The sequence below is a fragment of the Pseudarthrobacter sp. As-47 genome (assembly GCF_058215595.1).
Window position 1 is genome coordinate 3,491,366 of the sequence record NZ_CM177088.1, and the last position, 25,542, is coordinate 3,516,907.

The 25,542-nt window shown below is 67.9% G+C and carries 27 protein-coding genes; 9 read left to right on the forward strand and 18 right to left on the reverse strand.

Annotation, left to right across the window (positions count from 1 at the left end; all coding sequences use genetic code 11):
* The first annotated feature begins 2 nt into the window (after positions 1-2).
* Positions 3-464, forward strand: a complete 462-nt coding sequence (locus AC4BCK_RS16210; protein ID WP_363939181.1) for a PaaI family thioesterase — start codon at positions 3-5, stop codon at positions 462-464.
* 8 nt (positions 465-472) lie between these two features.
* On the opposite strand, the gene AC4BCK_RS16215 is transcribed toward AC4BCK_RS16210, so the two are convergent.
* Complete coding sequence (locus tag AC4BCK_RS16215) at positions 473-2,608, reverse strand: S1 family peptidase (protein WP_490566193.1); 2,136 nt, start codon at positions 2,606-2,608, stop codon at positions 473-475.
* Entirely contained in the window at positions 2,605-3,303 is a 699-nt protein-coding gene (locus AC4BCK_RS16220; RefSeq protein ID WP_310112890.1) for a tyrosine-protein phosphatase, read from the reverse strand. The genes AC4BCK_RS16215 and AC4BCK_RS16220 overlap by 4 nt, the downstream gene beginning before the upstream one ends.
* Before the next feature lie 118 nt (positions 3,304-3,421).
* On the opposite strand from AC4BCK_RS16220, the gene AC4BCK_RS16225 reads away from it, so the two are divergent.
* Positions 3,422-4,252, forward strand: coding sequence for an SGNH/GDSL hydrolase family protein (locus tag AC4BCK_RS16225; protein ID WP_490566194.1), 831 nt, complete (start codon positions 3,422-3,424; stop codon positions 4,250-4,252).
* A gap of 10 nt (positions 4,253-4,262) precedes the next feature.
* On the opposite strand, the gene AC4BCK_RS16230 is transcribed toward AC4BCK_RS16225, so the two are convergent.
* Positions 4,263-4,871, reverse strand: a complete 609-nt coding sequence (locus tag AC4BCK_RS16230; protein WP_174177930.1) for a GNAT family N-acetyltransferase — start codon at positions 4,869-4,871, stop codon at positions 4,263-4,265.
* Between the two features lie 75 nt (positions 4,872-4,946).
* On the opposite strand from AC4BCK_RS16230, the gene AC4BCK_RS16235 reads away from it, so the two are divergent.
* Positions 4,947-5,180 (forward strand): DUF6480 family protein, encoded by a 234-nt coding sequence (locus AC4BCK_RS16235; RefSeq protein WP_174177928.1) that lies wholly within the window; start codon positions 4,947-4,949, stop codon positions 5,178-5,180.
* 9 nt (positions 5,181-5,189) lie between these two features.
* Here the strand turns inward: AC4BCK_RS16235 and AC4BCK_RS16240 are convergent, their stop codons facing one another.
* The 5 genes from AC4BCK_RS16240 to AC4BCK_RS16260 all read right to left on the reverse strand — a co-directional run bounded on the left by AC4BCK_RS16240 (position 5,190) and on the right by AC4BCK_RS16260 (position 9,434).
* Positions 5,190-6,074, reverse strand: coding sequence for a 3-hydroxyacyl-CoA dehydrogenase family protein (locus tag AC4BCK_RS16240; protein ID WP_364272653.1), 885 nt, complete (start codon positions 6,072-6,074; stop codon positions 5,190-5,192).
* Positions 6,071-6,928 carry an enoyl-CoA hydratase/isomerase family protein gene (locus AC4BCK_RS16245; RefSeq protein ID WP_364272650.1) on the reverse strand — a complete coding sequence of 286 codons (858 nt, stop codon included), beginning with the start codon at positions 6,926-6,928 and terminating at the stop codon, positions 6,071-6,073. The genes AC4BCK_RS16240 and AC4BCK_RS16245 overlap by 4 nt, the downstream gene beginning before the upstream one ends.
* Positions 6,928-8,154: a thiolase family protein gene (locus AC4BCK_RS16250; protein ID WP_310112884.1), complete on the reverse strand. Its 1,227-nt coding sequence runs from the start codon at positions 8,152-8,154 to the stop codon at positions 6,928-6,930. Before AC4BCK_RS16250 ends, AC4BCK_RS16245 begins: the two co-directional genes overlap by 1 nt.
* Positions 8,155-8,298: 144 nt before the next feature.
* Positions 8,299-8,976 carry a pentapeptide repeat-containing protein gene (locus tag AC4BCK_RS16255; RefSeq protein WP_363939193.1) on the reverse strand — a complete coding sequence of 226 codons (678 nt, stop codon included), beginning with the start codon at positions 8,974-8,976 and terminating at the stop codon, positions 8,299-8,301.
* On the reverse strand, positions 8,976-9,434 hold the full coding sequence (locus AC4BCK_RS16260; protein WP_363939194.1) for an SRPBCC family protein: 459 nt from the start codon (positions 9,432-9,434) through the stop codon (positions 8,976-8,978). The genes AC4BCK_RS16255 and AC4BCK_RS16260 overlap by 1 nt, the downstream gene beginning before the upstream one ends.
* A 127-nt stretch (positions 9,435-9,561) precedes the next feature.
* Here AC4BCK_RS16260 and AC4BCK_RS16265 point away from each other — a divergent pair, with 127 nt between their 5' ends.
* Positions 9,562-9,738 carry a CsbD family protein gene (locus AC4BCK_RS16265; protein WP_363939196.1) on the forward strand — a complete coding sequence of 59 codons (177 nt, stop codon included), beginning with the start codon at positions 9,562-9,564 and terminating at the stop codon, positions 9,736-9,738.
* 76 nt (positions 9,739-9,814) lie between these two features.
* On the opposite strand, the gene AC4BCK_RS16270 is transcribed toward AC4BCK_RS16265, so the two are convergent.
* The 9 genes from AC4BCK_RS16270 to AC4BCK_RS16310 all read right to left on the reverse strand — a co-directional run bounded on the left by AC4BCK_RS16270 (position 9,815) and on the right by AC4BCK_RS16310 (position 20,665).
* On the reverse strand, positions 9,815-10,885 hold the full coding sequence (locus tag AC4BCK_RS16270) for a DNA polymerase IV (protein ID WP_446686689.1): 1,071 nt from the start codon (positions 10,883-10,885) through the stop codon (positions 9,815-9,817).
* 180 nt (positions 10,886-11,065) lie between these two features.
* On the reverse strand, positions 11,066-12,526 hold the full coding sequence (locus AC4BCK_RS16275; RefSeq protein ID WP_310112881.1) for an amino acid permease: 1,461 nt from the start codon (positions 12,524-12,526) through the stop codon (positions 11,066-11,068).
* A gap of 175 nt (positions 12,527-12,701) precedes the next feature.
* Complete coding sequence (locus tag AC4BCK_RS16280; RefSeq protein WP_364272641.1) at positions 12,702-13,037, reverse strand: Rieske (2Fe-2S) protein; 336 nt, start codon at positions 13,035-13,037, stop codon at positions 12,702-12,704.
* Positions 13,034-15,562 carry a nitrite reductase large subunit NirB gene (gene nirB / locus AC4BCK_RS16285; RefSeq protein WP_490566195.1) on the reverse strand — a complete coding sequence of 843 codons (2,529 nt, stop codon included), beginning with the start codon at positions 15,560-15,562 and terminating at the stop codon, positions 13,034-13,036. Before nirB ends, AC4BCK_RS16280 begins: the two co-directional genes overlap by 4 nt.
* The gene (locus tag AC4BCK_RS16290) at positions 15,562-15,909 is read right to left on the reverse strand and encodes a molybdopterin oxidoreductase (protein WP_364272635.1); all 348 of its coding nucleotides are present in this window, start codon (positions 15,907-15,909) and stop codon (positions 15,562-15,564) included. Before AC4BCK_RS16290 ends, nirB begins: the two co-directional genes overlap by 1 nt.
* 245 nt (positions 15,910-16,154) lie before the next feature.
* Positions 16,155-17,894 carry an ABC-F family ATP-binding cassette domain-containing protein gene (locus AC4BCK_RS16295; RefSeq protein ID WP_400633934.1) on the reverse strand — a complete coding sequence of 580 codons (1,740 nt, stop codon included), beginning with the start codon at positions 17,892-17,894 and terminating at the stop codon, positions 16,155-16,157.
* Between the two features lie 184 nt (positions 17,895-18,078).
* A complete protein-coding gene (locus tag AC4BCK_RS16300; RefSeq protein WP_490566196.1) occupies positions 18,079-18,948 on the reverse strand; it encodes a metal ABC transporter permease in 870 nt (289 codons plus the stop codon).
* A gap of 2 nt (positions 18,949-18,950) precedes the next feature.
* A complete protein-coding gene (locus tag AC4BCK_RS16305; protein ID WP_251425337.1) occupies positions 18,951-19,694 on the reverse strand; it encodes a metal ABC transporter ATP-binding protein in 744 nt (247 codons plus the stop codon).
* Positions 19,691-20,665, reverse strand: a complete 975-nt coding sequence (locus AC4BCK_RS16310; protein ID WP_490566197.1) for a metal ABC transporter substrate-binding protein — start codon at positions 20,663-20,665, stop codon at positions 19,691-19,693. Before AC4BCK_RS16310 ends, AC4BCK_RS16305 begins: the two co-directional genes overlap by 4 nt.
* 129 nt (positions 20,666-20,794) lie before the next feature.
* On the opposite strand from AC4BCK_RS16310, the gene AC4BCK_RS16315 reads away from it, so the two are divergent.
* From AC4BCK_RS16315 to AC4BCK_RS16335, 5 genes are all read left to right on the forward strand, one after another.
* On the forward strand, positions 20,795-21,556 hold the full coding sequence (locus AC4BCK_RS16315; protein WP_251425339.1) for a CPBP family intramembrane glutamic endopeptidase: 762 nt from the start codon (positions 20,795-20,797) through the stop codon (positions 21,554-21,556).
* A 32-nt stretch (positions 21,557-21,588) separates the two neighbouring features.
* The gene (locus AC4BCK_RS16320; protein ID WP_174177903.1) at positions 21,589-22,029 is read left to right on the forward strand and encodes a VOC family protein; all 441 of its coding nucleotides are present in this window, start codon (positions 21,589-21,591) and stop codon (positions 22,027-22,029) included.
* A gap of 22 nt (positions 22,030-22,051) precedes the next feature.
* Positions 22,052-23,017, forward strand: coding sequence for a 1,4-dihydroxy-2-naphthoyl-CoA synthase (locus tag AC4BCK_RS16325; RefSeq protein ID WP_174177901.1), 966 nt, complete (start codon positions 22,052-22,054; stop codon positions 23,015-23,017).
* Between the two features lie 13 nt (positions 23,018-23,030).
* Positions 23,031-24,218, forward strand: coding sequence for an AMP-binding protein (locus tag AC4BCK_RS16330; RefSeq protein WP_490566198.1), 1,188 nt, complete (start codon positions 23,031-23,033; stop codon positions 24,216-24,218).
* A 64-nt stretch (positions 24,219-24,282) separates the two neighbouring features.
* The gene (locus tag AC4BCK_RS16335) at positions 24,283-25,164 is read left to right on the forward strand and encodes a 1,4-dihydroxy-2-naphthoate polyprenyltransferase (protein WP_174177897.1); all 882 of its coding nucleotides are present in this window, start codon (positions 24,283-24,285) and stop codon (positions 25,162-25,164) included.
* A gap of 34 nt (positions 25,165-25,198) precedes the next feature.
* Here AC4BCK_RS16335 and AC4BCK_RS16340 read toward each other — a convergent pair whose 3' ends face one another.
* On the reverse strand, positions 25,199-25,510 hold the full coding sequence (locus AC4BCK_RS16340; protein WP_174177895.1) for a DUF4229 domain-containing protein: 312 nt from the start codon (positions 25,508-25,510) through the stop codon (positions 25,199-25,201).
* Positions 25,511-25,542 lie beyond the last annotated feature (32 nt).

Here is a 25,542-nt window from a genome sequence, read left to right on the forward strand (position 1 = left end):
TAATGAGCGCCCCATCACCCATGGATGCTGCCGAGAGCAAGCCTTCGGCGCACGAGCTGTGGAAGATCACCCTCGGCGAACTGGACGAGAAGATGGGCGTCAAGATTATTGAGGAGTCCGTCCAACGCGTGGTGGCCACCATGCCGGTGGAGGGGAACCGGCAGTCATTCGGGCTGCTCCACGGCGGGGCGTCGCTGGCCGTGGGCGAAGCGGTGGGTTCCTGGGCGGCCGTGATCCATGCGAGCACCCTGGGCAAGACGGCGGTGGGCGTGGATGTTTCGGCAACCCACCACCGCTCCGCGCGGGAAGGGCAGATCACCATTACGGCCACGCCCATCCACCTGGGCGGCACGCTCACCACCCACGAGGTGCTGATCACCAACGAGGCGGGGCAGCGGCTCTGCACCCTCCGCATCACCAACCTGCTGATGCGTCGCCACAAGGAGCCTGCCGGCCGCGCCTGATCGCGTCGCTATTCGGGGGTGTGCTGCCTCCGGCGGCGGACGAGTGCCGTCAACAGGGTTCCGACGGCGATCGCCCCCGCGGCAGCACCCGCTGCCGGGAGTGCGCTGGCACCCGTGTACGCCAGGCCGCCGCCGTCACGGTGGCGCGCGTAGCCTGACGGGTCCGCTGGAGGGGCGGCGGCAGGCGAAGGTACGACGACGGCGTCATGGCCAGCCGCAGAGGAATCCGCCGGGGCCGGGGCTGCCGGCACAGGTGCGGGCGCCGGGGCTGCCGGCACAGGTGCGGGCGCCGGGTCTGCCGGCACAGGTGCCGGCGCGGGCAACGGGCTGGCGGGGGGCTCTTCCGGCTCCGGCTGCACCGGCGGGGCCGGTTCTTCCGGGGCCGGTTCCGGGGCAGCGGCGGCGAACTCGAAGTCCGCAGGACCGGAGGCACTGAACCCGTTGACGGTCTGCGCGGTAAAGCGGAGTGTTCCCTTGCCCTCCGGCGCCGGGAAGCTCCAGGTCCCGTCGGCGTTGACGGGGACCTCGACGGTGTCCTGCTGCTGGATAGTGATCCGGACCTTCGAGCCGGCAGCCACGGCAGAGGCAGGGGCCGCAGGGACGGTGCCGCCGATGACCTGCCCCGGTTCATAGGTGGTGCCGGGCGCCGGAGAGGACACCGAAGGCGTGTTGAGGAAGAGTTCCAGCTGGTAACCGGGCAGCACGGCCAGGCTGTCCGCCAGGGTGGCCCCGACCGCGAAATTCTCCACCACGTTGCCCTGCTCGTCAGGCGTGTCTCCGGCGGCATGGGTGCCCACGGCGTAGTTGCCGCTGACGTACGGGCCGCCGGAATCTCCGCCGCTGGACTGGACGCCGTAGGACAGGAAACCGTTGAACGCCCGCAGGTCGTTGGGGTCCGCCGCGTAGCCGGGCCCGGGAACCACAAAGATCCCCACCGCATCCACCGTGCCGCAGGACCAGGCCGAGGTCCGGCCGGAACGGCACACCGGCATGCCCGCCACGGGATCGGCCGTGCCGATGATCTTGACGTCGGGTTCCGGCTGGGACGCGTCACCCCAGGTGCTCGCTGCCGGCAGGGGGTCCAGGTCCGCACGGAGGGATTCCACCACCGCGATATCTGTTCCCACGTTGCCCGGGTCGTCCGGCTGGAGCGGGTCGTCCACGCTCCCTGGCCGGAGGACCGGGCTGTTGCCGGGGCCGCCGAACTGGCTGAAACCAAACTTTCCGAGCAGCCCTGTCCGGTTGAACTGGAATTCCAGCTCCGCCGTCTCAGCTGCCCCGTCCGAGGCACAGTGGCCGGCCGTGAGGACGGCCGGCAGGCCTGCCGGGTCAAACGCCGAAAAGCCCGTGGAGCAGATCCAGCCGGTGTCGGCGATGTAGCCGAGTCCCCCGGGAACCTCGGCCTCCGGCGCAAGCGGCGTGCCGTCGTCGAGCTCAACGTTGGCGAACCGGGCAACAAACTCCGCCGGCGATTTCCTGCCGGCGTCCGCCGCTTTGGAGCTTCCGGGCCCGGCAGCCGGGGCACCGGTACCGTCCGGGGCCGCTTCCGGCGCGTTGACGCCGCCGGTGCGGATGACGAACTTCCCGCCGGAGGTGACCACCGCCTGCAGTCCCTGCAGCCCCACCTCGGCCACGTACGCGTGGAACAGCTGCTCCGTGCTCAGCGCGAGCTCGGAACCAGGGTTTGGCACGGCAGGCTTTGGCACGGCAGGCTTTGGCACGGCAGGCTTTGGCACGGCAGGCATCGCAGCGCCTGCCGCAGCCGCCTCCAGAACAAGGCCCGGGATGCCGGCGCCGAGCGCCGCCACCGCGTCCTGGAGTTCGGCACCTGTTCCGGACACCACGATCTGCCCGTCCTGGAGCCGGGTGCCCGCATAACCGGGAACGGCCCTGAGCTGCCCGGCCGCGGCTGCGGCCCGGACGCCGAGTTCCCCGGCGGCGGCGAACTGTTCCGGGGTGAGGCCGAGGTCCCGCTGCACGGCATCGGCCAGGGCGGCGTCCGAGAGGAACGAACTGCCCGAGCCCGGGACGGCGCCGGCATCCGGGCCCGGAGCAACCACAGCCCAACCCGGCGCAGCCACAACAGCGGAGGATGCGAGGACGCCCGCCGCCGCGCCGAGGAAGAGGACCCGGCGGACGCTCATCGGGACACCCCCGCTCCGCACAAGGCACGGACGGCGTCAAGCTCCGCGGCGCTGAGTCCGTTGTCCAGCAGGAACGCGCGGGTATCGAGGCTGCGCACGAATTGCGCCACGGCCTCTCCGCGCTCTTGGAGCAGCGGGACCAGTTCCGCTTCGCCGAGGTACCGTTCCCGTGCATGGGGCGGGCCGTGGGTGCGGTAGCGCTCGTTGATGCCGCGGGCCGCGCGCCGGTAGCCCTCGGCGATGTCCTGCCCGGAGTCCCCGGCGAGGTCCTGGACCATGGCCGCCACCATGCCGCTGCGGTCACGGCCGGCCGCGCAGTGCAGCACCACGGCGCCGCGGGCCGAAGCTGCCGCAAGCTCGCGGAAGACGCCCACCAGCTTGTCCGGGAACAGCCGCGCGTTCTCGGGATAGTGGGCCGGATCGTTGAGGTAGGGGCCGGTCACGGCGGTAAAGCGCGGATCGCCCGGCTCCTCCGTCGGCGCGGAAACCACCACCATCCCGGACCAGGCGGCCCTGCCCACCACGGGATCGGTGTCCCGGCGCTGCGCCTCCGCCTCGTTGCGGAGGTCAATCACCGTGCGGATGCCGTCGTCGTACGCCTGCCGCCAGCCTGCCTCGGTGAGCCACTCGCGCCTGCCCATGCGGTAGACACCGCCGGCCACATGCCAGGCGTTAACGGCACCATCCCAGTCCATGGACCTGCCCGGTTTCTTCATCCGCACAGCTAATCACACCGGCCACAGGAGGCGCACGTCACAGCCAGGTAGTACGGTGGCTCGTGCTTGCCTTCTTCCACCGTTCAAGGAGAGCCACTTGGGGAACATCACCGTACGACGCCGTCGCTCGGCTTTTGCAGCAGGCCTCGCCACCCTTGCCATGGCGGCAGGGCTGGCTACCGTGCCGGCGCAGGCTGCGGACAAGACCAAGTACATTGCCCTGGGAGACTCCTTCGCTGCCGGGCAGGGGGCCGGGCCGTACCTGGATGACTGCTACCGCAGCGGCAACACCTACTCTGAGCTCGCCGACGAGACCAAGGCGATCAAACTGGTTGCCAACGAGGCCTGCAGCGGGAAGACAACCCAGGATGTGGTGGACTCCCAGCTTGGGCGGCTGAACAAGAGCACCGAACTGGTGACCATCACCGCCGGCGGCAACAACCTCGGCTTCGGCGCCATCATTACCTACTGTGGAGTAGCGCTGGCAGGTGCAACCCCGGGCCAGGAGTGTGCTGCTGCCACCGCGTATGCAACCGCCCAGCTCGAGGGCGGGCAACTGTACCGCGACGTGGTCTCGATGATCGAGGGCGTGCAGGCCGCCGCGCCCAACGCCAGGATCGTGGTCACCGGTTACCCCTACCTCCTGGACCCCATCCCGGCCGGGCAGACTGGTGCCGCGGCGCTGTTCATATACCAGGCCACCGGGTTGGCTGATGACCTGAACGGTGCAATCGCCGAGGCCGCGGGCGACACCGGCGCCACCTACGTTGACGTACGGTCCGCTTTCCTCGGCCATGGCGCTTTGTCGCCGGTCCCGTGGATCAACCTTGGCGGCGCGGGCAGCCCGGACAGCTTCCACCCGAACGCCGAGGGCTACGAGGCGTATTACGCCACCCTGGACGCCGCCGGAGCCTACTCCGGCGGCTAGCCGGGAACAGCTAGCCGCGCCTGGCCAGCCGGTGCTCCAGGCCCGCCCGGACCATGGGCCACTCGTGTTCCAGGATGGAGAACACCACAGTGTCCCTGAGGAGCCCGTCGCGGGTCCTGGAGTGGTTGCGCAGCACGCCGTCCTGCTTGGCGCCCAGCCGGGCGATGGCCTCGCGCGACTGGTGGTTCAGCCAATGCGTCCGGAACTCCACGGCCGGGCAGCCCAGCGTCTCGAACGCGTGCCGCAGCAGCAGGAGCTTGGAATCGGGGTTGGTCCCGGTTCCCTGGACGGAGGCGGCGTTCCAGGTGGAGCCGATCTCCACCCGGGGCGTGCCGGCGTCGATGTTCATGTAGGTGGTCATGCCGATGATCCGGCCGGGCGCGCCGGTGCCGGGGTCGATCAGCCGGGTGGTGAACGGCAGCATGGATCCCTGCTCCTGCAGGTCGAGGCGGCGCCCGATCTCAGCGGCCATCTCCTCGGGGGCCGGCACCGAGGTGTACCAGAGCCGCCACAGCTCGCCGTCCCGTGCCGCGTCCACCAGTCCGTCGTGGTGCTCCCTGGACAACGGTTCCAGGGTTACATACCTGCCCGTGAGGGTAAGGGGTTCTAGGAAAGTCACGGCACCAGCCTAGGTGCAACCACCAGGGCCGGTTACGCTGGGGACAGCATCAGGACGGCGAGCGAGGGAGTTTACGTGTCAGGAACCAATCCGGACCCGGAGGATGACAAGATCACAGGCCTGGAGCCCGGCGGCGGGGTGCCGCCCGGCGAAACGCCTCCCGGTGAAGGGTCGGTGGCAGGCACCCAGGAGCCCCGGCAGAAGGGCTCGGGGAAGGGCCAGCAGATCTTCTGGATGGGCGCCATCGGGGCCGGCGTCCTGCTGTTCCTGCTCTACTTCATCGGCTACATCGTCGGTTTCTTCGACTGACCCGCGTTCCTATCCGGGCCAGTCGAAAAAGCCCTTGCCGGTTTTCCGTCCCAGTTCGCCCCGGGCCACCTTGTCCTTGAGGATCTGGGGCGGGGCGAACCGCTCGCCCAGGGTGGAGTGCAGGTACTCGGCAATGCCTAGCCGCACGTCCAGCCCCACGATGTCCGTGGTCCGCAGCGGCCCGGTGGGGTGCTTGTAGCCCAGGACCATGGCGGCGTCGATGTCCTCGGCGGATGCAACCCCTTCCTCAACCATGCGCATCGCCTCCAGGGCGATGGCCACACCCAGCCGGGAGGACGCGAACCCCGGGGCGTCATTAACCACGACGGCGGTCTTGCCGAGTGCCTCCACCCACCCCTTCGCCGCGGCAGCGAGCTGGGGAGACGTGCGCTTCCCCAGCACCACCTCGATGAGCGTGGACGCCGGAACAGGGTTGAAGAAGTGCAGGCCGAGGAAGTTTTCGGGCCGCTTCAGTTCACCGGCGAGGCCGTTCACGGACAGCGATGACGTGTTCGAGGCCAGGTAGGCATCATTGGCCAGCCGCTCCTCGATGCCGCGCAGTGACGTGACTTTCAGGTTCCAGTCCTCCGGCACTGCTTCCACCACCAGCTGGCGGTCCGCAAAGTCGTCGTAGTCCACCGTGACGGACAGCCTGGACACCATTTCATCCAGGTTGGCGTCCGTCATGCCGCGCTCAATACTCTTGGCCGCGGCCGATTCCACGCGCTCACGGGCAGCTTCCGCTGACTGGTCGTCGCGCTCCACCACCAGCACGTCCGCGCCCTTGACCAGAAAGGCATGGGCGATTCCGGCACCCATGCGGCCGCCGCCCAGGACACCTACGAAGTGGGGAAGATCAGTGGGCAGGCCGGGGGAAAGTTCGGGTGTGCTCATCGGTTCTGCTCTCCGCTCTCTGTGCCTTCCGGGGTTCCGGTGGCCGCGGCGGTGGCTGCACTGCCGCCGTCCTTCGTGCCGGTTTTCTTGTCGTTCTTCTTGTCCAGGAACTGCTGCATCCGGTCGAATTTCGCCTCGGATTCAAACAGGATCCCTTGTGCCAGCTGGTCTATGACGGGGTGCGCTTCCGCAGGGGCATGGAACACGGACTTGGTGATCCGCACTGCCAGCGGATCCTGCCGGGCGATCCTGTCCGCCAGGCTGTGTGCCGCGTCCATGAGTTCCGGTGCGTCGTGGATTTCGGTGATGAGGTTGACGGCCAGTGCTTCTTCGGCGGTGAGGATCTTTCCCGCCAGGAGGACCTGCTTGGCCACAGGCTCCCCCACCAGTTCCTTCAGCCGCCAGCTGGCGCCGGCGGCGGCGAGGATTCCCAGCCCGGTTTCAGGGTTGCCAATGCGGACACTCGATGTCCCGAGCCGGAAATCCGCCGCGTAGGCCAGCTCTGCCCCGCCGCCCAGGCAGTACCCGTCGAGCGCGGCAATGACCGGCATGGGCAGCTTGGCGATACGGACAAAGATGGTGGAATTGATGCCCTGCAGGGCGTCGCCCCGGCGCCGTTCGCGCAGCTGGGCAATATCGGCGCCGGAGGCGAACACGCCATCCACGCCGGCGATGATCAGCACCTTGGGATCCTGCTCCAGCGCGGCGCACACCACGTGCAGCTCGTCCACCATCTGCTGGTCGATCGCGTTGCGCACCTCGGGCCGGTTCAGCAGCACCACCACCCGGTCGGTGCGTTCCTCCACCAGGAGCGTCTGGAACTTCTCCGCTGCCAGGTCCACGGGGCCCGCCATCAGACTTTCTCCAGCAGCATGGCCGTACCCTGGCCCACGCCGATGCACATGGTGGCGAGGCCCCTCCTGGCGTCCTCGCGCTCCATCCGGCCCAACAGGGTGATCGCAATCCGCGCCCCGCTGGAACCCAGCGGATGCCCCAGGGAGATCGCGCCGCCGTCGTTGTTGACAATGTCCGGATCCAGGCCGAGGCGCCGGATGCAGGCGAGCGATTGCGTGGCAAAGGCTTCGTTAAGTTCAACGGCGTCCAGGTCACCTGCGCTGAGGCCGCTCCGCTTGAGCACCTTCTGGGTGGCGGGGACCGGGCCGATGCCCATGATCTCGGGCTCGCAGCCGGCCGAGGCGCCGTCTATGATGCGTGCCCGGGGCGTCAACCCGAGCCGTTCGATGGCGGCTTCGGAGGCCACGATGATGGCGGAGGCGCCGTCGTTCAGGGTGGAGGAGTTGCCTGCGGTGACCACGGAACCGCCGTGCGTCACGGGCTTCAGTTTGGCGAGGACCTCCATGGTGGTGCCTTCGCGGGGGCCTTCATCCGTGTCCACCACGGTCTCGGATTTGCGGGTCCTGACGGTCACGGGAACGATCTCGTCCTTGAACCGCCCGGCAGCGATGGCGTCCAGGGAGCGCTGGTGGGACCGGACGGCAAAAGCGTCGGCATCCTCGCGGGAGATGTTGTCCACGCGGGCCACTTCCTCTGCCGTCTCCGGCATGGAATAGGTCATTTTGCCGTCGCGGGACAGCTCGCCCTTCTGGAACAGCGGGTTGGCGAACCGCCAGCCGATGGACGTGTCAAAGATGGCGCCAGGCTTGGCGAAGGCCGTGGCGGGCTTTTCCTGCACCCAGGGTGCCCGGCTCATGGATTCCACGCCGCCGGCTATCACGATGTCCGCCGCACCCGACTTGATCATCTGGCTGGCCATGATGATGGCGCTCAGCCCGGACGAGCACAGCCGGTTGACGGTGATTCCGGGGATGTGGAGGGGCAGCCCGGCCAGGAGGGTGGCCATCCGGGCCACGTTGCGGTTTTCCTCGCCGGCCCCGTTGGCGTTGCCCAGGATGACCTCGTCGATGCTGTCCGGGTCCAGGCCGGCCCGGCTGACCGCTTCCCGGAGCACCAGGGCGGCCAGGTCATCGGGACGGACGGAGGAGAGGCTTCCGCCGTATCTGCCCACCGGGGTCCGTACCCCGCCAACAAGGAAAGCCTGCGGACCTGCGGTTGCAGCCATGGAAACACCCTTCACGCGATAAACAGCACTGTCATCAGCGGCCGGTAAATCCCCACTTACCGACCGTTCGTTCTGTAAATAGTACACGGGAGGGTGTGCCGTGGATACGGGAACCCCTCAGCGCGCCGGCGTCCTGTGCGCGCGTCAGAGGACAGTGATCCCCAGATGCGCTGCCAGCAGGGGCGCCAGGAGTCCAAGCTGGGAGTCGTCAATGACCACGCCGCCAAGGCTGCCGAGTCCGCTGATCCCCCTGAGCTCGGAGCCGCGCAGGTCAAAGTCCTTGAGCGTGGCCCCGCCGAGGTCCAGGGAGCCGATGGTGCAGTCCTTCAGGGCTACGCGCGTTCCGGTGGCCGAGCCGAGGTCCAGTTCGTTGATGATGCAGCCGCTGATCAGGACGTCGGTGAGCTTGGCGCCCCGCAGGTTGAGGAAATCGAGTTTTCCGCCGTCAATGCGGACCGACTGCCAGCCACTCTCGTACAGTTCTGCAGAACCGAGGCGGGCATTCCGGATCTCAACTTCCCGCCACGTGGACCGGGCCGCCAGGAGGACCGGCGCGTACAGCTCCTCCAGGATGCAGTCGCGGAAGCTGGAGCCGCGCAACTGCGCTTCGTTGAAGGCCGCGCCCCGGAACTCACAATCGATGAACTCCGAGCCGCCCAGGTCCATCCCCTCGGCAGCCACACGGCTGTACCGCGCACCGTCGTACCGCCCTCCGCGCTGGAAGTCCGGCTCGGCGACGTCGGTCAGGTTTTCGAGCCGGACAGGGGTCAGGCGCGGTGCCGCAACGCCGGGGGGTGCTGCCCGCGGGGTGCGCGCGGCCATTAGATGGATTCCGCCTTGGCTGCTATTTCTGCCAGGTCCTTGCGGAGGGCCTTCCGGGTGGCCGCCATTGCCATCTTGCCGAAGACCGCCATCATGATGCGCGTTGCTGCGGTCGGCTTGTGCATTTCTCCCCCGAACGTCACGCTGAGGTCCGTTCCGCCGTCGCGAGGGGCAAGGGTGAACAGCGTGCTGTAGTCGGCGCCGCCTTGGACAGCTTTCACGGTGGTGCTGCGCGGCGGCTCAGCCTGCGCCACCCACATCTCCACCGTCTCTGATTTGCCCATCATCTTCCGGGTTTCCTTCCAGCGCGTTCCCTCGCCGTACGGGCCGTCCGTCAGCAGCTGGACGGACTCCACCCCGCTCAGCGTGGTGGCCGACCCGGGAATGTCCGTGATGACTGACCAGACTTTTTCCGGCGACGCGTGGATGTGCTGGCTGAGGCTGATGCTGTGGTCCATGGCTTCGAGCCTAGCCGCGGACCCCCGCAATCGACAGAACCCCGGCGTCCCTGGGGGACTTGAATTAGTAAGCATGCTTCGTGTTAGTGTGAAAATGTTCGATCACCGGAAACGAAAGGAGGCCATCGTGGGCCTCGGAGACAAGATCAGCAACGCAGCGGAAGACTTGGGCGGCAAGGCCAAGGAAGCGGCCGGCAACGCCACGAACAATGACCGGCTGAAGGCTGAAGGCCAGGCGGACCAGGTCAAGGCCGACGCGAAGAAGGTCGGCGAAAGCGTCAAGGACGAGTTCAAGCGCGACTAGCTTTTTTCATCGATTGCTCCGATACTGCCGTTTTGGGGCGCCATAAGGGCAGGTACGCAGCAATCGATGAAGCCCGTCACCATCCGCTGCGGGTCGGGGTGTGCCCCTGCCGGGAATCCGCGGGCATCGTCATTTCGGCGCGCAGCCCGAGGAGCCGGATGGGCCGGCCCGGCTCGATCTTCGCCGCAAGGTCGAGGGCGCGTGCCAGCACTTCCGCGGGGTCCGATGTCTCCGGGATCTTCCGGGCGTACGTCTTGGTCAGGAACGGCGCGTAGCGGACCTTGAGCGTCAGCCCGACCACCGGCCGGCCCTCGGCGGCGACATCCTCCAGGACGCGGGTTGCCAACTCCCTCACGGCACCATCAATCTGGGCGGGTCCGGTCAGATCCTGCTGAAAGGTGGTTTCGCGGCTGTGCCCGCGCGCCACCCAGGGCGTGTCATCGACTGTCCGCGAGCCGTCGCCCCGCCCCAATTGCGCGTACCAGGGCCCCATCTTCGGGCCGAACTCGGGGACCAGGTCCTCGGGATTGGCCGCGGCCAGCTCGGCAACCGTCCCGATGCCGAGCTTGGCCAGGCGGGCAGACACCTTCGTCCCGACGCCCCACAGCTCGATCGTCGGCCTGCTCCCCATGACCTCCAGCCAGTTGCCTTCCGTGAGCCGGAAAACCCCGGCCGGTTTACCGAACGTCGTTGCCACCTTGGCGCGGACCAGGGTGTCGCCGATGCCTACGCTGCAGTGCAGCCGGGTCGCCTCCAGGACGGCGTGCTGCAGGCGGCGGGCATAGGCCTCCGGATCTTCCGTCCCGACGCCAACAAAGGCCTCATCCCAGCCAAGCACCTGGACCGTGGCGCCGGGCTGTGAGCGCAGCACCGCCATGACCTTCTCGGACGCCTCAAGGTAGGCCTCGTGATCCACGGGCAGGATCACGGCGTCGGGAACTTTCCGTGCTGCGATGCGCAGCGGCATTCCCGAGCCCACGCCGTAGGCCCTGGCTTCGTAGGACGCCGTGGACACCACTGCCCGCTCGGCGGGATCACCGCGGCCGCCAACAATCACCGCCTTCCCCGCGAGCTCGGGCCGGCGGAGCACTTCGACAGCTGCGATGAACTGGTCAAGGTCCACATGCAGCACCCACGGTTCGTCCACACGCCCAAGTCTGCCCCCGCCGGCCGGTCCGCACCACCGCTCCAGTCCCCATCGATTGCTCCGTAGCGGTCCTTTTGCGGCCCCAAAACGGCAGTTGCGGAGCAATCGATGCCGGGAAACGCCGACGGCGGGACTCCCCTCCCTAGGGGCGTCCCGCCGTCGTGCGTCCTGCTGTGGGCGCTAGTTGTAGAGCACGTGCTTCGGTTCGTTGGCCTTGACCTTCTGCCAGCCGAGCCACAGGAGCAGTGCGAAGAACGGGATGGTGGCCAGGGTCCACAGGCCCAGGTAGAACACCTCGCCGGACTTGCTGGTCATGGTGTCGAAGCCGATCAGCACCGTGATGACCAGCAGCGAGACCAGGCCGGCCCAGCTGGTCCACGGGGAGCCGGGCATCGGCAGGCTGGAGGTGACGCCCTTCTTGTGGCGCAGCGCGATCTGGCTGGCGAAAATGGCACCCCAGGTGAAGATCACGCCGATGGACGCCGTGTTCAGGGCGAGGTCGAAGGCGTGCGAGCCGCCCAGCCAGATGTTCAGCAGGATGCCCACCAGGTAGAACGCCGCGATGGCCAGGATGGCCGCGTACGGAACGTGGCGGCGGGACATCCGGGTGAGCCACTGCGGGGCGTGGCCGTTGTTGGCCATGGTGCGGAAGACGCGGCCGATCGAGTACAGGCCTGAGTTGCAGGAGGACAGCGCCGCGGTGATCACGATCATGTTCATCACGTCACCCACCCAGGCGAGGCCCATCTGGCCGAACACGGTGACGAACGGGGAGGTGCCGGCCACGTACTGGTCGGACGGCAGCAGCATGGCGAGCAGGGTCACGGAACCGACGTAGAACACCACGATGCGGAGGACGACGGCGCGGATCGCCTTGGGGACTTCGCGCTGCGGGTTCTGCATCTCGCCGGCGGTGATGCCCACCAGTTCGATGCCGTTGTAGGCGAAGATCACGGCGTTGAGGACCAGCACCATCACCAGGGCGCCCTTGGGGAACATGCCGCCCTCGGCCGCGAACAGGTTGGCCACGGAGGCGTTGCCGTCGCCCACCTGGGCGTTGGTGACCACCATGAACGTGCCCACCACCAGGAAGATCAGGATGGCGCCCACCTTCAGGCAGGAGGCCCAGAACTCGAACTCGCCGAACGCCTTGACGCTCAGCAGGTTGACGGCCACCAGCAGGGCCAGCGCAGCGATGGCTGAGGCCTCCACCGGAACATTGGGGAAGAAGAACTGGAAATACAGCCCAATGGCGATCAACTCGGCAATGCCGGTCATGCCCCAGTTGATGAAGTACATCCAGCCGGACAGGAACGCGCCCTTCTTGCCGAACATTTCACCGGCGTAGCTCACGAACGAACCCGAGGTCTGGCGGTACATGATGAGCTCGCCGAGTGCCCGCATGAGCAGGTAGGCGATGACGCCGGCAATAGCGTAGGAGAAGATCAGGGCGGGGCCGGTGGAGGCCAGGCGTCCGCCGGCGCCCATGAAGAGGCCGACGCCGATGGCGCCGCCCATGGCGATCATGGTGACATGGCGCCTGCCCAGCGTCTTGCTGTAACCCTCGGCGCTGAGGGAGGGGTCGACGGCGGCGGATGGTGCCGTGGGGTTCTGGAGATCGGTGGGGGTACTTTGAGGCACAACTGTTCCTTGTGGGTTGGGGGGTTGGCCGCATCCGGCGCACGCATGATTTCGCCCAGAAAATTCGGTTTATTGCCTCATGGGCATCCGGATGTGAGCGGAATCTCTCGTGGCGCCGAAGCTTCGCGCGGCTCGTCTATCCTACAAGACCCACCGGGGTGCTACGTGACCCGCACTACACCCCGCCGGCCTCCAGCACAAGGTTCTGCTCACCATCCACGCTGACGCGGTAGGCCTGCAGCGGTTCGGCACCGGTGGTGGAGCAGCCGCTGGTGAGGTCGAACGCGTGCTGGTGCAACGGGCAGATCACCTGCTGGCGGTCGATGGTGCCGTCCGCGATGGGGCCGCCCCGGTGCGGGCAGACTGCCGCGAGCGCCCGCACCGTTCCGTCGCGCAGCCGGAAGACGGCCACCTGTTGGCCGTCCACCGCAAATGCCCTTCCCTCGCCCAACGGAACCTGGTCCACGGGGCCGAGGACGTGTGAGGCTGGAGCCGCACCGGGGGCGCTCATCGGACCGGCACCTGCGGAAGGACCGTCAGCGGCAGGGACGTCCTGAACTGGCCTGGCGTCAGCGGATCCGCGCGTTCGCTCCACGGATCCACGTAGCTGTCCACGGACGCCTGCATCGCGGCATCCAGCTGCGCCGCGATCCCCTCCGCATCCTCGACGATCACCGCGCGGAGATGCTCGATGCCCACACGGGGCACAAAGGCGTAGGTCCGCTCGAGCCAGTTGGCGCGTTCGCGGTAGTACTGCATGAAACGCCCGGTGAGGACCTTCACCTCTTCGGGGCTGTCAACGGTGGCCAGGAGGTCTCCCTTGCGGATGTGGGCTCCCGCCGCTCCCCCAACGTAGATTTCCCAGCGGCCGCCTTCCACGGCCACCACGCCCACGTCCTTGACCAGGGATTCCGCGCAGTTGCGGGGGCAGCCGGAGACTGCCAGCTTCAGCTTGGCCGGTGCTTCGATGCCCTGGAACCGGGATTCGATCTCGATGCCCAGCCTGGTGGAGTCCCCCGTCCCGTAGCGGCAGAAATCCTTCCCAACACAGGTCTTCACGGTGCGGAAGCTCTTGCCGTAGGCGTACCCGGAGGGCATGTCCAGGTCGGCCCAGACCTGCGGCAGGTCCTCCTTGGGGATGCCCAGCAGGTCGATCCGCTGGCCGCCGGTGAGCTTGATCAGGGGCACGTTGTACTTCTCGGCCACGTCCGCGATCCGGCGCAGCTGCTGCACGGACGTGACGCCGCCCTTCATCTGCGGCACCACGGAGAACGTGCCGTCCCGCTGGATGTTGGCGTGGACCCTGTCGTTAATGAAGCGGGCATCGCGTTCGTCGACGTACTGGTCCGCGAGCATCATCTTGAGCAGGGATGCCAGGCCCATTTTGGACTTCGCGTCCTCGGCGCCGCCCGGGGCCAGCGCGTGGAACACGGCCGAAACAGACCGGAGCCCGCGTTTCCGGATCTCTGCCATCAAGGCGGCCTTGTCCAGGGGGATTCCGGGCACGTAGTAGGAGGCGGCTGGGTCCTCTTCAACAGCCCCGTCCGCGGCCCACTCCACCACCTGTTTCACCAGGAGCTGGCACGAGCCACAGCCCTTTCCGGCCCGGGTGGCGTCCATGGCCCCGGCTACCGAGGCGCAGCCACCCCGCACTGCCGTGGCCAGGTCCTTCTTGCTGACACCGTTGCAGTTGCAGACCTGGGCGTCGTCGTCCAGTTCTGCGACGCCCACGTCCTCCCCAGGAGTCCCCAGATCGAACATCAGGCCGAGCCGCTCCTCGGGCAGCGGAAGGCCGCGGTCGTAGGCCTGGGTCAGGAACGCCACCTTGCGGCTGTCGCCCAGGAGGGTGGCGCCCACCATCTTGTTGTCGCGGACCACGATGGACTTGAAGACCCCGCGGCTGGGTTCAGAGAAAACAATATGCTCGTCGGTGTCGAGCTCCGGCCCCTGCAGGCCCATGGACGCGACCTCCACTCCTGCCACCTTGAGCTTGGTGGCGGTCCGCGAACCCAGGTACGCGGCGCTGGTGTCCGCGCCGGTCACATGGTTTGCCAGCACCACCGCCTGCTCCCACAGCGGTGCCACCAGCCCGTACACCTCGCCGCGGTGCTGGACGCACTCCCCCACGGCGTAGATGTCGTCCTCGTCCTGCACGCGCAGCCGGTCATCCACCACGATGGCCCGCTCCACCGGGAGTCCGCTGAGGACGGCCAGGTCCACGTTGGGACGGATCCCGGCCGCCACCACCACCATGTCGCAGTCAATGTCCGGCCGGTCCCGGAGGCTGACGCCGGTCACCCTGTCCCTGCCGAGCACGGCGGTGGTCCGGGTGCCCGTCAGTACCCCGATGCCCAGGGCCTCAACGCTCCGGCGGAGCACCGCACCGCCGTCGGGCCCCATCTGCGCGCTCATGAGGTGGCCGCCCGAGTGGACCACGTCCACCCCCAGCCCGAAGCTGCGCAGCCCGGCGGCGGCCTCCAGCCCCAGGAGGCCCCCGCCGATCACCACGGCATGCCGGTGATGGTCATGCCGGGCGTGCTCGGCCATTTTGCGGGTGTCGTCGATGGTGCGGAAGCCGAAGACGCCCGGTTTGACCGAGCCGCCGGGCGTGTAGAGGCCGTCCATCGGGGGCAGGTGCGGGCGGCTGCCCGTGGCGATGATCAGGGTGTCGTAGGGAGTCACCCGGCCGTCGCTGGAAAACACGTGCTTGGCGAACCGGTCGATCCTGTCCGCCCGGACCCCCGCGTGGAGCGTGATGCCGTTGTCCTCATACCAGGACAGCGGGTTGAGGAAGATGTCCGCATCGCTTTCCTCCCCGGAGAGGACGTGGCTGAGCATGATCCGGTTGTAGTTGCCGTAGGGTTCGTCTCCGAACATGGTGATGCTGAACTGCTCCGCACCGCCCCTGGCCTGGATCTCCTCCACCGCGCGGGCTCCGGCCATCCCGTTCCCGATGACCACCAGGCGGCGGCGGCTGTCCCGGCTGCGTGCCCGGCCGCCTGGCCGGGGTTGGGCCCGTTCGGCCACGCTGGTCATCAGTGCTCCACCATGCCCAGGTCGATCACCACGGTGCCGTTGACGCCCTCCGGCGCGGCCAGGTACAGCTCGATGGCCGAACCGCCCTCGATGTCCTCCACCACGCGCAGCGGGACGTGGACGTCGCCCTTGGCTCCAATGGGGAAATACCGCATGGGCACGCCATTGCGCATCAGGACCACGGCGATCAGTTCGGCGCTGGAGTTGCCGCCGCGGAAGTACAGCGCCTGGTTGACGACGCCGTCCGGGACATAGTGCGAGAGCTCGCTATGCAGGGGCACGGGTTTCTCCATCCCCACGCCCTGGAAGTGGTAGATGCCCTGCATGAAAAGGTTCCTGGTGATCACGGGCAGATCCTTTCGGCCGGCGGAATGACGGGCATGGCCCTATCTTCCGCCGCCGATGTTTCCGCCTGCCGGTCCCCCGGTAAAGACTGCTTAACGCAAATCTCACCGGTCCACAGGCTGGCTGCCGCCCACATGCGTCGCTTTTGTCCTGCGAGGCGGGAGGAAACCCCGCCAATCCGGGCCGGCTGCGCCGCTGCACGGCCAAAAGTGACGCACATCCGGTCGGGATTACCCTCGGCCTGCCCCTAAACCGGCGCCAGCACGCCCTTGTCCATGGAATACCTGGTCCAGCGTCCGACGGCGGTGTTCCCGGCCCGGGTGCCTTCCGGGCCGGCGGCCCCACCACGGCTCCGCCGTGCGCACGCGGCGAACCATTCCCGCAGGGCACGGTCGTGGCTGACCATCACCAGGGTCCCGGCGAATCCGGCGAGCGCCGCCTCCAGCTGTTCCACCAGCACGGGCGCAAGGTGGTTGGTGGGCTCGTCCACGACCAGGGTGCCGTAGCCGCCCAGCAGCAGCCGTGCCAGGGCCAGCCTTCGCTGCTGGCCGGCGGACAGGCTGCCCACGGGCACGTGGAACTCGCTGGTGCGGAAGAGGCCCAGGCGGAGGAGGGCCTCGGCGTGCTCGTCGATGTTGCCGCCGAGGCCCGCGGCGAAGGCCGGCAGCAGGCGCAGGGAGGGCCGTTGCGGCAGCTCCAGTTCCTGCTGCAGGTAGCCGACGCGTCCGGGCCGCGTGACGGAACCGGCAGCCGGCTCCAGGGTTCCGGCAAGGATGGAGAGCAGCGTGGATTTGCCCGCGCCGTTGGGTCCGGTGATCAGGATCTTCTCGCCGGCACCCGCCTGGAAGTCGGTGGTTCCCAGCCGGCCGGGCACGCTCACCCCGTGCACGGCCAGCACCGGCGCACCATCCTGCGCTGCCCCGGAAAGACCAGCACCGGACTCCTCAGCCCCGGACGCCGCAGCATCCGGGTCCGTGGCCAGATCGACGTTCAGCCGCAGGGGTACCGGCGGACGGTCCACGGGGCTGGCTTCGAGCCGGCGCAGGCGTTCCTGGGCGTTCCGGACCTGGCTGCTGGCGGCCTTCTGCCAGGTGCCGGCCTTGAAATCGAAGCCCATCTTGTCGCCGTCGCGCTTGCGGCCGTAGCCCATGGTGCCGGCAACTGTCTCTGCCTGCCGCTTTTCGGACTCCATCGCATCAATCCAGGTGTGGTACTGCTGGACCCAGCGCGCGCGTTCGGCCGCCTTCTCCCGGAGGTAGCCGTCATAGCCGTTGCCGTAGCGGGTCACGGCGCGGCGCTCGGCATCCACTTCGATGATGGTGCTGGCCACCTTGCGGAGGAGCACCCTGTCATGGGACACCACCACCACGGTGCCGCGGTGGGCCGCCAGCCGGTCCTCCAGCCAGGCCGTTCCGCGGGCGTCAAGGTGGTTGGTGGGTTCGTCCAGAAGCAGGATGTCTGCGGGATCGGCCAAGACACACGCCAAGGCCACCCGTTCCTGCTCCCCGCCGGACAGCGATCCCAGAACCCGGCTCCGGTCAAGGCCGCCCAGGCCAAGCCGGTCCAGCGCAGCCTCCACCCGGGACTCCGCTGCGTAGCCTTCCCGCAATTGGTATTCCGTCTGGAGCCTGCCGTAGGTTTCCAGCTCGTCGTCACCGGCGTCGGCCAGCCCTGCCTCCAGCCGGTCGAGCTCCGCCTCGATGGCACGCAGGGCGGCCAGGGAAGCGTCGACGGCGGCACCCACGGTGAAGGTTTCCGGCAGGCCATGGGTCTGGGCGAGGTAGCCCACCCGGCCCTGGATTGCCGCCGCGCCTTCGTCCGGGGTTTCGAGGCCGGCGAGGAGTCGCAGCAGGGTGGATTTGCCGGCGCCGTTTTCGCCGACGACGGCCACGTGTTCGCCGGGGGTGATGGCCAGGGTGATGCCGTCCAGCAGCAGGCGGTCGCCATAGCCGTGGGAGACGCCGGAGAGGGTCAGGTGTTCAGTCAAGGGAAGTCCTCGCAAAGTTCCGCAGTGTGGCCGCGGGGTGGACCGGATTTTCCGGTCCCCGACGGCGGCCCTGGATTCGGGAAGGCAGCCCGGCAGGGCCGGCTGCTGGCTAGGACTTCATCGCTCCAGCCTGCCCGCCGCGGGTGGCCGAGTCAAGCGGAAGCCGGGTCACGCGCTGACCGGTTCAGGCAGCGGCGAGCACAGCGGCCTTCCTGCGCCGCGCCTTCGCCAGCCGGGTTCCGATCAGCCCCTGGCGCGGGCTGAAGAGGTAGACGACGGCGAAGACCACACCCTGCGTGAGCACCACCATGGCGCCGGAGGCTGTGTCCAGGTAATAGCTGAGGTAGATGCCGGTGATGGAGCAGGCTGCCGAGACCACCGGCGCGATGACCAGCATCCGCGAGAAACGGTCCGTCAGCAGGTAGGCCGTGGCACCGGGGATGATCAGCATGGCCACCACCAGCACAACGCCCACGGTCTGCAGCGCCACCACGGAGGTCAGGGCAAGCAGGCCCAGCAGCAGCGCCCCCAGCCTTTGGGGCGACAGCCCGATGGCGTGCGCGTGGGTGGGGTCGAATGCGTAGAGGATGAGGTCCCGCCGCTTGAGGATCAGGATGGCGAAGGCCACCACGCCCAGCACCAGGACCTGGATGAGGTCCGGGATGCTCACGCCCAGCAGGTTGCCGAAGATGATGTGGTTCAGGTCCGTCTGGCTGGGCGTGACGGAAATCAGCACCAGGCCGAGGGCAAAGAGGGAGGAGAACACAATGCCGATCGCGGCGTCCTCCTTCACCCGGCTGGTATTGCGGACCACTCCGATCAGCGTCACGGCAATCAGGGCGAACACCAGCGCGCCGAGTGCGAAGGGGGCGCCCACGATGTAGGCCAGCACGACGCCGGGGAGGACGGCATGCGAGACGGCGTCACCCATCAGGGACCAGCCGATCAGGACCAGCCAGCAGCTGAGCACTGCGCAGACGACGGCGGCGAGCGCGGTGGTGACGATGGCCCGCACCATGAAGTCATAGCTGAGGGGTTCGAGGAGGAGTTCCATCGTCAGCCCGCTTCCTTCCGGTTGAGCACGTCCAGGCCGAAGGCCATGGCGAGGTTTTCCGGCTGCAGCACCCGCTCCGGCGGGCCGTGCATGAGGACCTTATGCATCAGCAGCACGGCTTCGTCGCACAGCTGCGGGAGGGCATGGAGATCGTGGGTGGACACCAGGATGGTGCAGCCGTCCGCGGCGAGCTCGCGCAGCAGGCGGGTGATGGTGGCCTCGGACCGCTTGTCCACGCCGGCGAATGGCTCGTCCAGCAGCATGATGGTGGCACCCTGAGCGATGCCGCGGGCCACGAACGCACGCTTCTTCTGGCCGCCGGACAGCTGGCCGATCTGCCGGCCGGCGTACTCCCCGAGCTCCACCCGGTCCAGTGCCTCGTCCACGGCGGCCTTGTCGGCCTTGGACGCCCGGCGGGTGAATCCCTGGTGGCCGTACCGGCCCATCATCACCACGTCGCGCACGGACAGCGGGAACTGCCAGTCCACTTCCTCGCTTTGCGGAACGTAGCCGATCCCTCCTTCCCGGCGTGCCTTGGAAGGCGACTGGCCGCCAATCCGCACCGTGCCGGCGTCGGGCTTGATCATTCCCATGATCACCTTGAACAGTGTGGATTTCCCGGAGCCGTTCATGCCCACCAGGCCGCAGATCCGTGCCGGGTCCACCGTCAGCGAGGCGGCATCAAGGGCCAGGACCTCGCCGTAGTGCACCGTGACGTTGTCGACGGCGATGGCCGGGGCGCTCATGATCCCGCTCCGGCGGTGAGGGCCTTGGTAATGACCTCGGCGTCGTGCCGGATCAGGTCCAGGTAGGTGGGGACCGGCCCGTCGGCCTCCGAGAGGGAGTCCACGTAGAGGGTGCCGCCAAAGCGGGCCCCCGTGGCCTCCACCACCTGCTGCATGGGGGCATCGGACACCGTGGATTCGCAGAACACCGCGGGGACCTGGTTTGCCTTGACGTATTCGATGGCCCGGGTGATCTGCTGCGGGGTGGCCTGCTGTTCGGCGTTGACCGCCCAGATGTAGACCTCCTTCAGCCCGGCGTCGCGGGCCAGGTAGGAGAATGCGCCTTCGCACGTGACCAGGGCGCGCTGGTTTTCCGGGACGCCGGCCAGGCTTGCCGTCATCTGGTCCTGCACAGCCTGGAGCTCGGCCTTGTAGGCCTCACCGTTCGCTGCGAAGGCAGCCGCGTTGTCCGGGTCCAGCTCGCTGAAGGCCCGGACCATATTGTCCACGTAGGTCTGCACATTGATCGGCGACATCCAGGCGTGCGGGTTGGGTTTGCCCTGGTACGAGTCCTCGCTGATGGACATCACTTCAACGCCCTCGCTCACCACAGCGTGCGGCACGTCCAGCCCCTCGACGAACTGCCCGAACCAGGCCTCCAGGTTGAGTCCGTTGTCCAGGATGAGGTCAGCCTTGGAGGCCTTCCTGATGTCCCCCGGGGTGGGTTCGTAGCCGTGGATCTCTGCGCCGGCCTTGGTGATGGACTCAACCGTCAGCTTGTCCCCCGCAACATTGCGGGCGACGTCCGCCAGCACGGTGAAGGTGGTCAGGACCACGGGCTTGCCGTCCCCGTTACCCGATGCTCCCCCGCCGCAGGCGGTCAGCAGGAGGGAAAGCACGACGGCGGCCACGGCTGCGGCGCGGAAACGCACCGTCCGCCCGGGGCGGGTCCGGGCGGCTACTTTGGCGCACCGAAACATAAATTTAGGCATACCGAAGATTCTACGGGAAGCACGTTTCGGCCAGCAACGCACCCCGGCCCATCCAGGTAGCAGCAGATGTCCGTTTGACCGCTGAAACCGACATCTGCTGCTACCTGGTTGGGAGGTTAGGCTGAAGCCATGGCTACCGCCCACCGAATACCGCCCGCACCGCAGCCGGAGCTGTACCGCTTCAAGCCGCTGGATTTCGCCACCCTCATCACCTACGTGGCCATCGCCGGCTTCTTTGCCGTGGCCGGTGACCTGCTGGCTCCCTTTCTCCGCCAGATAGCCCCCAGCCCGGCGGCAGCTTCCTACGCTGTCAACCTGCTCTTTTATTCCTCAGTGGGCATACTTGCCGTGCTGGCAGCCCGGAAGGTGGTGGGCCGTGACCTCAGGGTGCTGGCCACCCGGCCCTGGTTCACGCTGCTGATGGTCCCGGCAGCGGTGATTGCAATGATGATCCTGACCGCCGTGGCGGTGGCCCTCAGCGGCGAGGCCCAGACATCCCAGAACCAGGCGGGACTGCAGGAACTGGCCCAGCAGATCCCGGCCTGGCTGATGGTCCCGCTGCTGGTGGTGGTGGGACCGTTCGTGGAGGAATACATCTTCCGCCACCTGCTGATCGGCAAGCTGAGCCGGCGGGTGAACATCTGGATCTGCTGCGCCCTCTCCGTGGTGCTGTTCGCGGCCCTTCACATCGTGGGCCAGGAGGCGGTCACCTTCACTGCATTGCTTCCCTACCTGGCCATGGGCGCCACGCTGGTGTTCGTCTACGTGTGGACCGGGAAGAACCTGATGTTCGCCTACTTTGTGCATGCGGCAAAGAACCTGCTGGCCGTGGTGTTCATCTACGCCATCCCACCGGAGGTTTTCGAACAGCTCCAGCAGGTCCAGCCCTAGGCGAGAAGCACGTGCCACCGTACCTTGGTGGGATGGGACTGAACATCCAGATCGTCATTGACTGCACCCGTCCGCACGAGCTGGCGGACTGGTGGGCTGAAACCCTGGGGTGGTCCGTGGAGCCCCAGGACGCCGCTTTCATCCGCTCCATGATCGAGCAGGGCTTCGCCACGGAGGACCAGACCATGACCCACCGGGGAAACCTCGTGTGGCGCGAGGGCTGCGCAATCCGCCCGACGGAGGAACTGGAGGCCAAGGCCCCGGAACGGCGCCTCCTCTTCCAGACGGCGCCCGAGGCCAAAACGGTGAAAAACCGCGTGCACTGGGACATCAACCTGGCCGGCAGGGACAAGGACGAGGTCCGCCGGGAACTTGAAGCACGCGGCGCCACATTCCTGTGGACGGCCAGCCAGGGACCGCACTCCTGGCACACCATGGCGGACCCCGAGGGCAACGAGTTCTGCATCAGCTGAGGCCGATTACTAGACTTGGACGGTGAGCAAACAGATTCCCGCCTCGGTGTCCGACGTCTTCGACCCCTCCCGCTGGCGCACCGTGGCCGGCTTCGAGGACTTCCAGGACATGACCTACCACCGGCAGGTGGAGCGGGATTCCGACGGCGGCTGGGTGCGTGACCTGCCGACGGTCCGGATCGCGTTCAACCGGCCCGAGGTGCGCAACGCCTTCCGGCCGGGCACCGTGGACGAGCTGTACCGGGCCATGGACCACGCCCGGATGTCCCCGGACGTCGCCACCGTCCTGCTTACCGGCAACGGCCCCTCCCCCAAGGACGGCGGGCACTCCTTCTGTTCCGGCGGGGACCAGCGGATCCGGGGCCGTGACGGCTACCGGTATGTAATACAAGAAACAGACGGCGAGACGCAGGAAACCATCGACCCCGCACGCGCCGGCAGGCTGCACATCCTGGAGGTCCAGCGGCTCATGCGGACCATGCCCAAGGTGGTCATCGCCGTCGTCAACGGCTGGGCGGCCGGCGGCGGGCACTCCCTGCACGTGGTGGCGGACCTCACCATCGCCTCCCGCCAGCACGGCAAGTTCAAGCAGACGGACGCCACGGTGGGCAGTTTCGACGCCGGGTACGGTTCGGCCCTGCTGGCCCGCCAGATCGGGCAGAAGGCAGCCCGCGAGATCTTCTTCCTCGCCCGCGAATATTCCGCTGAGGACATGGTTCGGATGGGTGCCGTCAACGAGGCCGTGGACCACGAACGGCTCGAGGAGGTTGCCCTGGAATACGCCGCGGACATCGCGCGCCAGTCGCCGCAGGCCATCCGGATGCTGAAGTTCGCCTTCAACCTTGCCGACGACGGCCTGGCCGGGCAGCAGGTGTTCGCCGGGGAGGCCACGCGACTGGCGTACATGACGGATGAGGCGGTGGAGGGCAAGGAAGCCTTCCTGCAAAAACGCGAGCCCGACTGGTCCACCTTCCCGCACTACTTCTAGGCAGGAGCGGAACATGAATACTCCAGCGAAAGCCGCCGGCCCCATCAACATCGAGCCGGCCCTGACGGCCCTGGCGGCCGCCCTCCATGGCGAGGGACCCGCCGTCGAACTCTCCATCGGCGGGGACGGCGCCCTGGTGGTGGGACACCTGGAGACCCCGGGCTGCGATGACGCGGTGGCCGTGGTCCGCACGTCCGGCTCCACCGGCGCGCCCAAGGCCACCGTGCTGACCGTCGAGTCCCTCGCGGCGTCCTCGATGGCTACGGCCCTGGCGCTCAAGGGCGAGGGCCAGTGGCTCCTGGCGCTGCCCGTGCAGTACGTTGCGGGCATCCAGGTCCTGGTGCGCTCCCTGTTCGCGGGCACCCGCCCCTGGGTCATGGACATGTCCCAGGGCTTTACGCCCGAGGCCTTCACCGCCGCGGCCCAAGAGCTGACGGACAAAATCCGGTTCACCTCGCTGGTCCCCACCCAGCTGCAGCGGCTCCTCGACGAACCGTCGCCTGAGACCCTGGCCGCGCTCCGCCGCTTCAACGCCGTCCTGCTGGGCGGCGCCCCCGCCCCGGCTTCCCTGCTGGCGGCCGCCCGCGAGGCCGGAGTGCGGGTGATCACCACGTACGGTTCCGCCGAATCCTGCGGCGGGTGCGTCTACGACGGTTTCCCGCTGGAGGGCGTCTCGGTCCGGGTCGAGGAGGACGGGCGCATCCTGCTGGGCGGGGACACCATCGCCGCGGGCTACCTCGAGTCACCGGAAAGCACGGACACGTTCTTCGAGGAGGACGGCGTGCGCTGGTACCGCACCAGCGACCTCGGCAGCATCGACGACGACGGCCGGCTGACCGTGCTGGGCAGGGCCGACGACGTGATCATCACCGGCGGCGTGAAGGTGTCCGCCGCGCACGTGCAGGAAGAGCTGGAGAAGTCCGACGGCGTCGCGGCGGCTTTCGTGGCAGGGGTTCCTTCCGCCGAGTGGGGCCAGGCCGTGGCGGCCTACATTGCGCTGGCGGACCCTGCTCCGGACGCGGCCCCGGGCGCGGAAGCCGGGGACACCGCCGTCGTCCTGGAACAGCACTGGCACCGGACGCTGGGCGTCCTCGCGCCCAAAACCGTCCTGGCGGCCTCCGGGCTGCTGATGCTTGCCAACGGCAAACCGGACCGCCTGGCCATGACCGCCGAGCTCAAAGCCCGGCACCAGGGAAAGTAAAGTAGACCTGCACCACCCGGCAGGACCCCCTCCCGCCGCCCCCAACACACGCGAGGTACTTAACGTGGCTACAGCCGCACAATGGATCCAAGGCGCCCGGCTCCGGACGCTGCCCGCAGCGATTGCGCCGGTGCTGATCGGCTCCGCCGCAGCCTACGAGATGGGTTCGTTCCTCCTGTTCAACGCCATCCTCGCGGCGCTGGTGGCCCTCCTGCTCCAGGTGGGGGTGAACTATGCCAACGACTACTCGGACGGCATCCGGGGGACCGACGATGACCGTGTGGGCCCGCTGCGCCTGGTGGGATCCGGGGCGGCAAGCCCCGAACACGTGAAACGGGCGGCGTTCGCGGCGTTTGCGGCCGCCATGGTGTTTGGCCTGGTCCTGGTGGTGATCACCCAGAGCTGGTGGCTGATCCTGGTGGGGCTGGGCTGCGTCATGGCCGCCTGGGGCTATACAGGGGGGAAGAACCCGTACGGCTACATGGGTCTGGGCGACGTGTTCGTGTTTGTGTTCTTCGGGCTGGTGGCAACCCTGGGCACCACGTACACCCAGGCCGGGCAGATCAACCTGCCCGCCATCATCGGCGCGATCGGCACCGGGCTGATCGCCACCGCCCTGCTCATGGCCAACAACGTCCGGGACATCCCCACGGACATGCAGGCCGGAAAGAAGACCCTGGCGGTCCGGCTGGGCGACAAGCATGCGCGCGAAAGCTACGTCCTGATGCTGGCCGTGGCCATCCTGCTGGTGGTGATCCTGGCTCCCGGCCGGCCGTGGATGCTGATAGTGCTGCTGCTGATTCCTGCCTGCCTCATGCCCGCGTGGCTGATGATCAACGGGCGCAAGCGCAAGAGCCTCATCCCGGTCCTCAAGCAGACCGGACTGATCAACCTCGGCTACAGCCTGCTGTTCTCCCTGGGACTGGTGCTCAGCCGCGGCTTCTAGCGGAGCCTGCGGAGTCTGCGGGGCGCGGCGGGGCCTACGGGCGCTTGCGGCCCTTTGCGTCGTTGTTGATGGTCACGTCAGGGTTGGCGTCCAGGAGGGCGTCCTCGGCGTGCGCGTCCTGGACTTCACCGGCGGAGCGCAGCGGCTTGGCCTTGCCGGAGAAACGGTGCTGGAGGGCCGCTGCGGCTTCGTCCCGCTGCTTCTGGAAAAACAGGTAGCTCACCGCAAAGGCGATCAGGGCCGCGCAGATGACGGACATGAGGGCGCCAAGCTCCAGGAAGGTGAAGAGCACGAACAGGGGCGCGAAGAGAGCCAGGCGGATCAGGGAATATTTCAAAAAGGCCACTATTCAAGTTTAGCCGCCTCCCGCCCGCGGCC

Bases quoted from the DNA above. Each gene is read 5' to 3' on its own strand.
- AC4BCK_RS16210 (WP_363939181.1), top strand. From the start codon at position 3: ATGAGCGCCCCATCACCCATGGATGCTGCCGAGAGCAAGCCTTCGGCG.
- AC4BCK_RS16215 (WP_490566193.1), bottom strand. From the start codon at position 2,608: ATGAGCGTCCGCCGGGTCCTCTTCCTCGGCGCGGCGGCGGGCGTCCTC.
- AC4BCK_RS16220 (WP_310112890.1), bottom strand. From the start codon at position 3,303: ATGGACTGGGATGGTGCCGTTAACGCCTGGCATGTGGCCGGCGGTGTC.
- AC4BCK_RS16240 (WP_364272653.1), bottom strand. From the start codon at position 6,074: ATGAGCACACCCGAACTTTCCCCCGGCCTGCCCACTGATCTTCCCCAC.
- AC4BCK_RS16245 (WP_364272650.1), bottom strand. From the start codon at position 6,928: ATGGCGGGCCCCGTGGACCTGGCAGCGGAGAAGTTCCAGACGCTCCTG.
- AC4BCK_RS16250 (WP_310112884.1), bottom strand. From the start codon at position 8,154: ATGGCTGCAACCGCAGGTCCGCAGGCTTTCCTTGTTGGCGGGGTACGG.
- AC4BCK_RS16255 (WP_363939193.1), bottom strand. From the start codon at position 8,976: ATGGCCGCGCGCACCCCGCGGGCAGCACCCCCCGGCGTTGCGGCACCG.
- AC4BCK_RS16260 (WP_363939194.1), bottom strand. From the start codon at position 9,434: ATGGACCACAGCATCAGCCTCAGCCAGCACATCCACGCGTCGCCGGAA.
- AC4BCK_RS16280 (WP_364272641.1), bottom strand. From the start codon at position 13,037: ATGAGCGCCCCCGGTGCGGCTCCAGCCTCACACGTCCTCGGCCCCGTG.
- nirB (WP_490566195.1), bottom strand. From the start codon at position 15,562: ATGACCAGCGTGGCCGAACGGGCCCAACCCCGGCCAGGCGGCCGGGCA.
- AC4BCK_RS16300 (WP_490566196.1), bottom strand. From the start codon at position 18,948: ATGGAACTCCTCCTCGAACCCCTCAGCTATGACTTCATGGTGCGGGCC.
- AC4BCK_RS16305 (WP_251425337.1), bottom strand. From the start codon at position 19,694: ATGAGCGCCCCGGCCATCGCCGTCGACAACGTCACGGTGCACTACGGC.
- AC4BCK_RS16310 (WP_490566197.1), bottom strand. From the start codon at position 20,665: ATGCCTAAATTTATGTTTCGGTGCGCCAAAGTAGCCGCCCGGACCCGC.
- AC4BCK_RS16315 (WP_251425339.1), top strand. From the start codon at position 20,795: ATGGCTACCGCCCACCGAATACCGCCCGCACCGCAGCCGGAGCTGTAC.
- AC4BCK_RS16320 (WP_174177903.1), top strand. From the start codon at position 21,589: ATGGGACTGAACATCCAGATCGTCATTGACTGCACCCGTCCGCACGAG.
- AC4BCK_RS16330 (WP_490566198.1), top strand. From the start codon at position 23,031: ATGAATACTCCAGCGAAAGCCGCCGGCCCCATCAACATCGAGCCGGCC.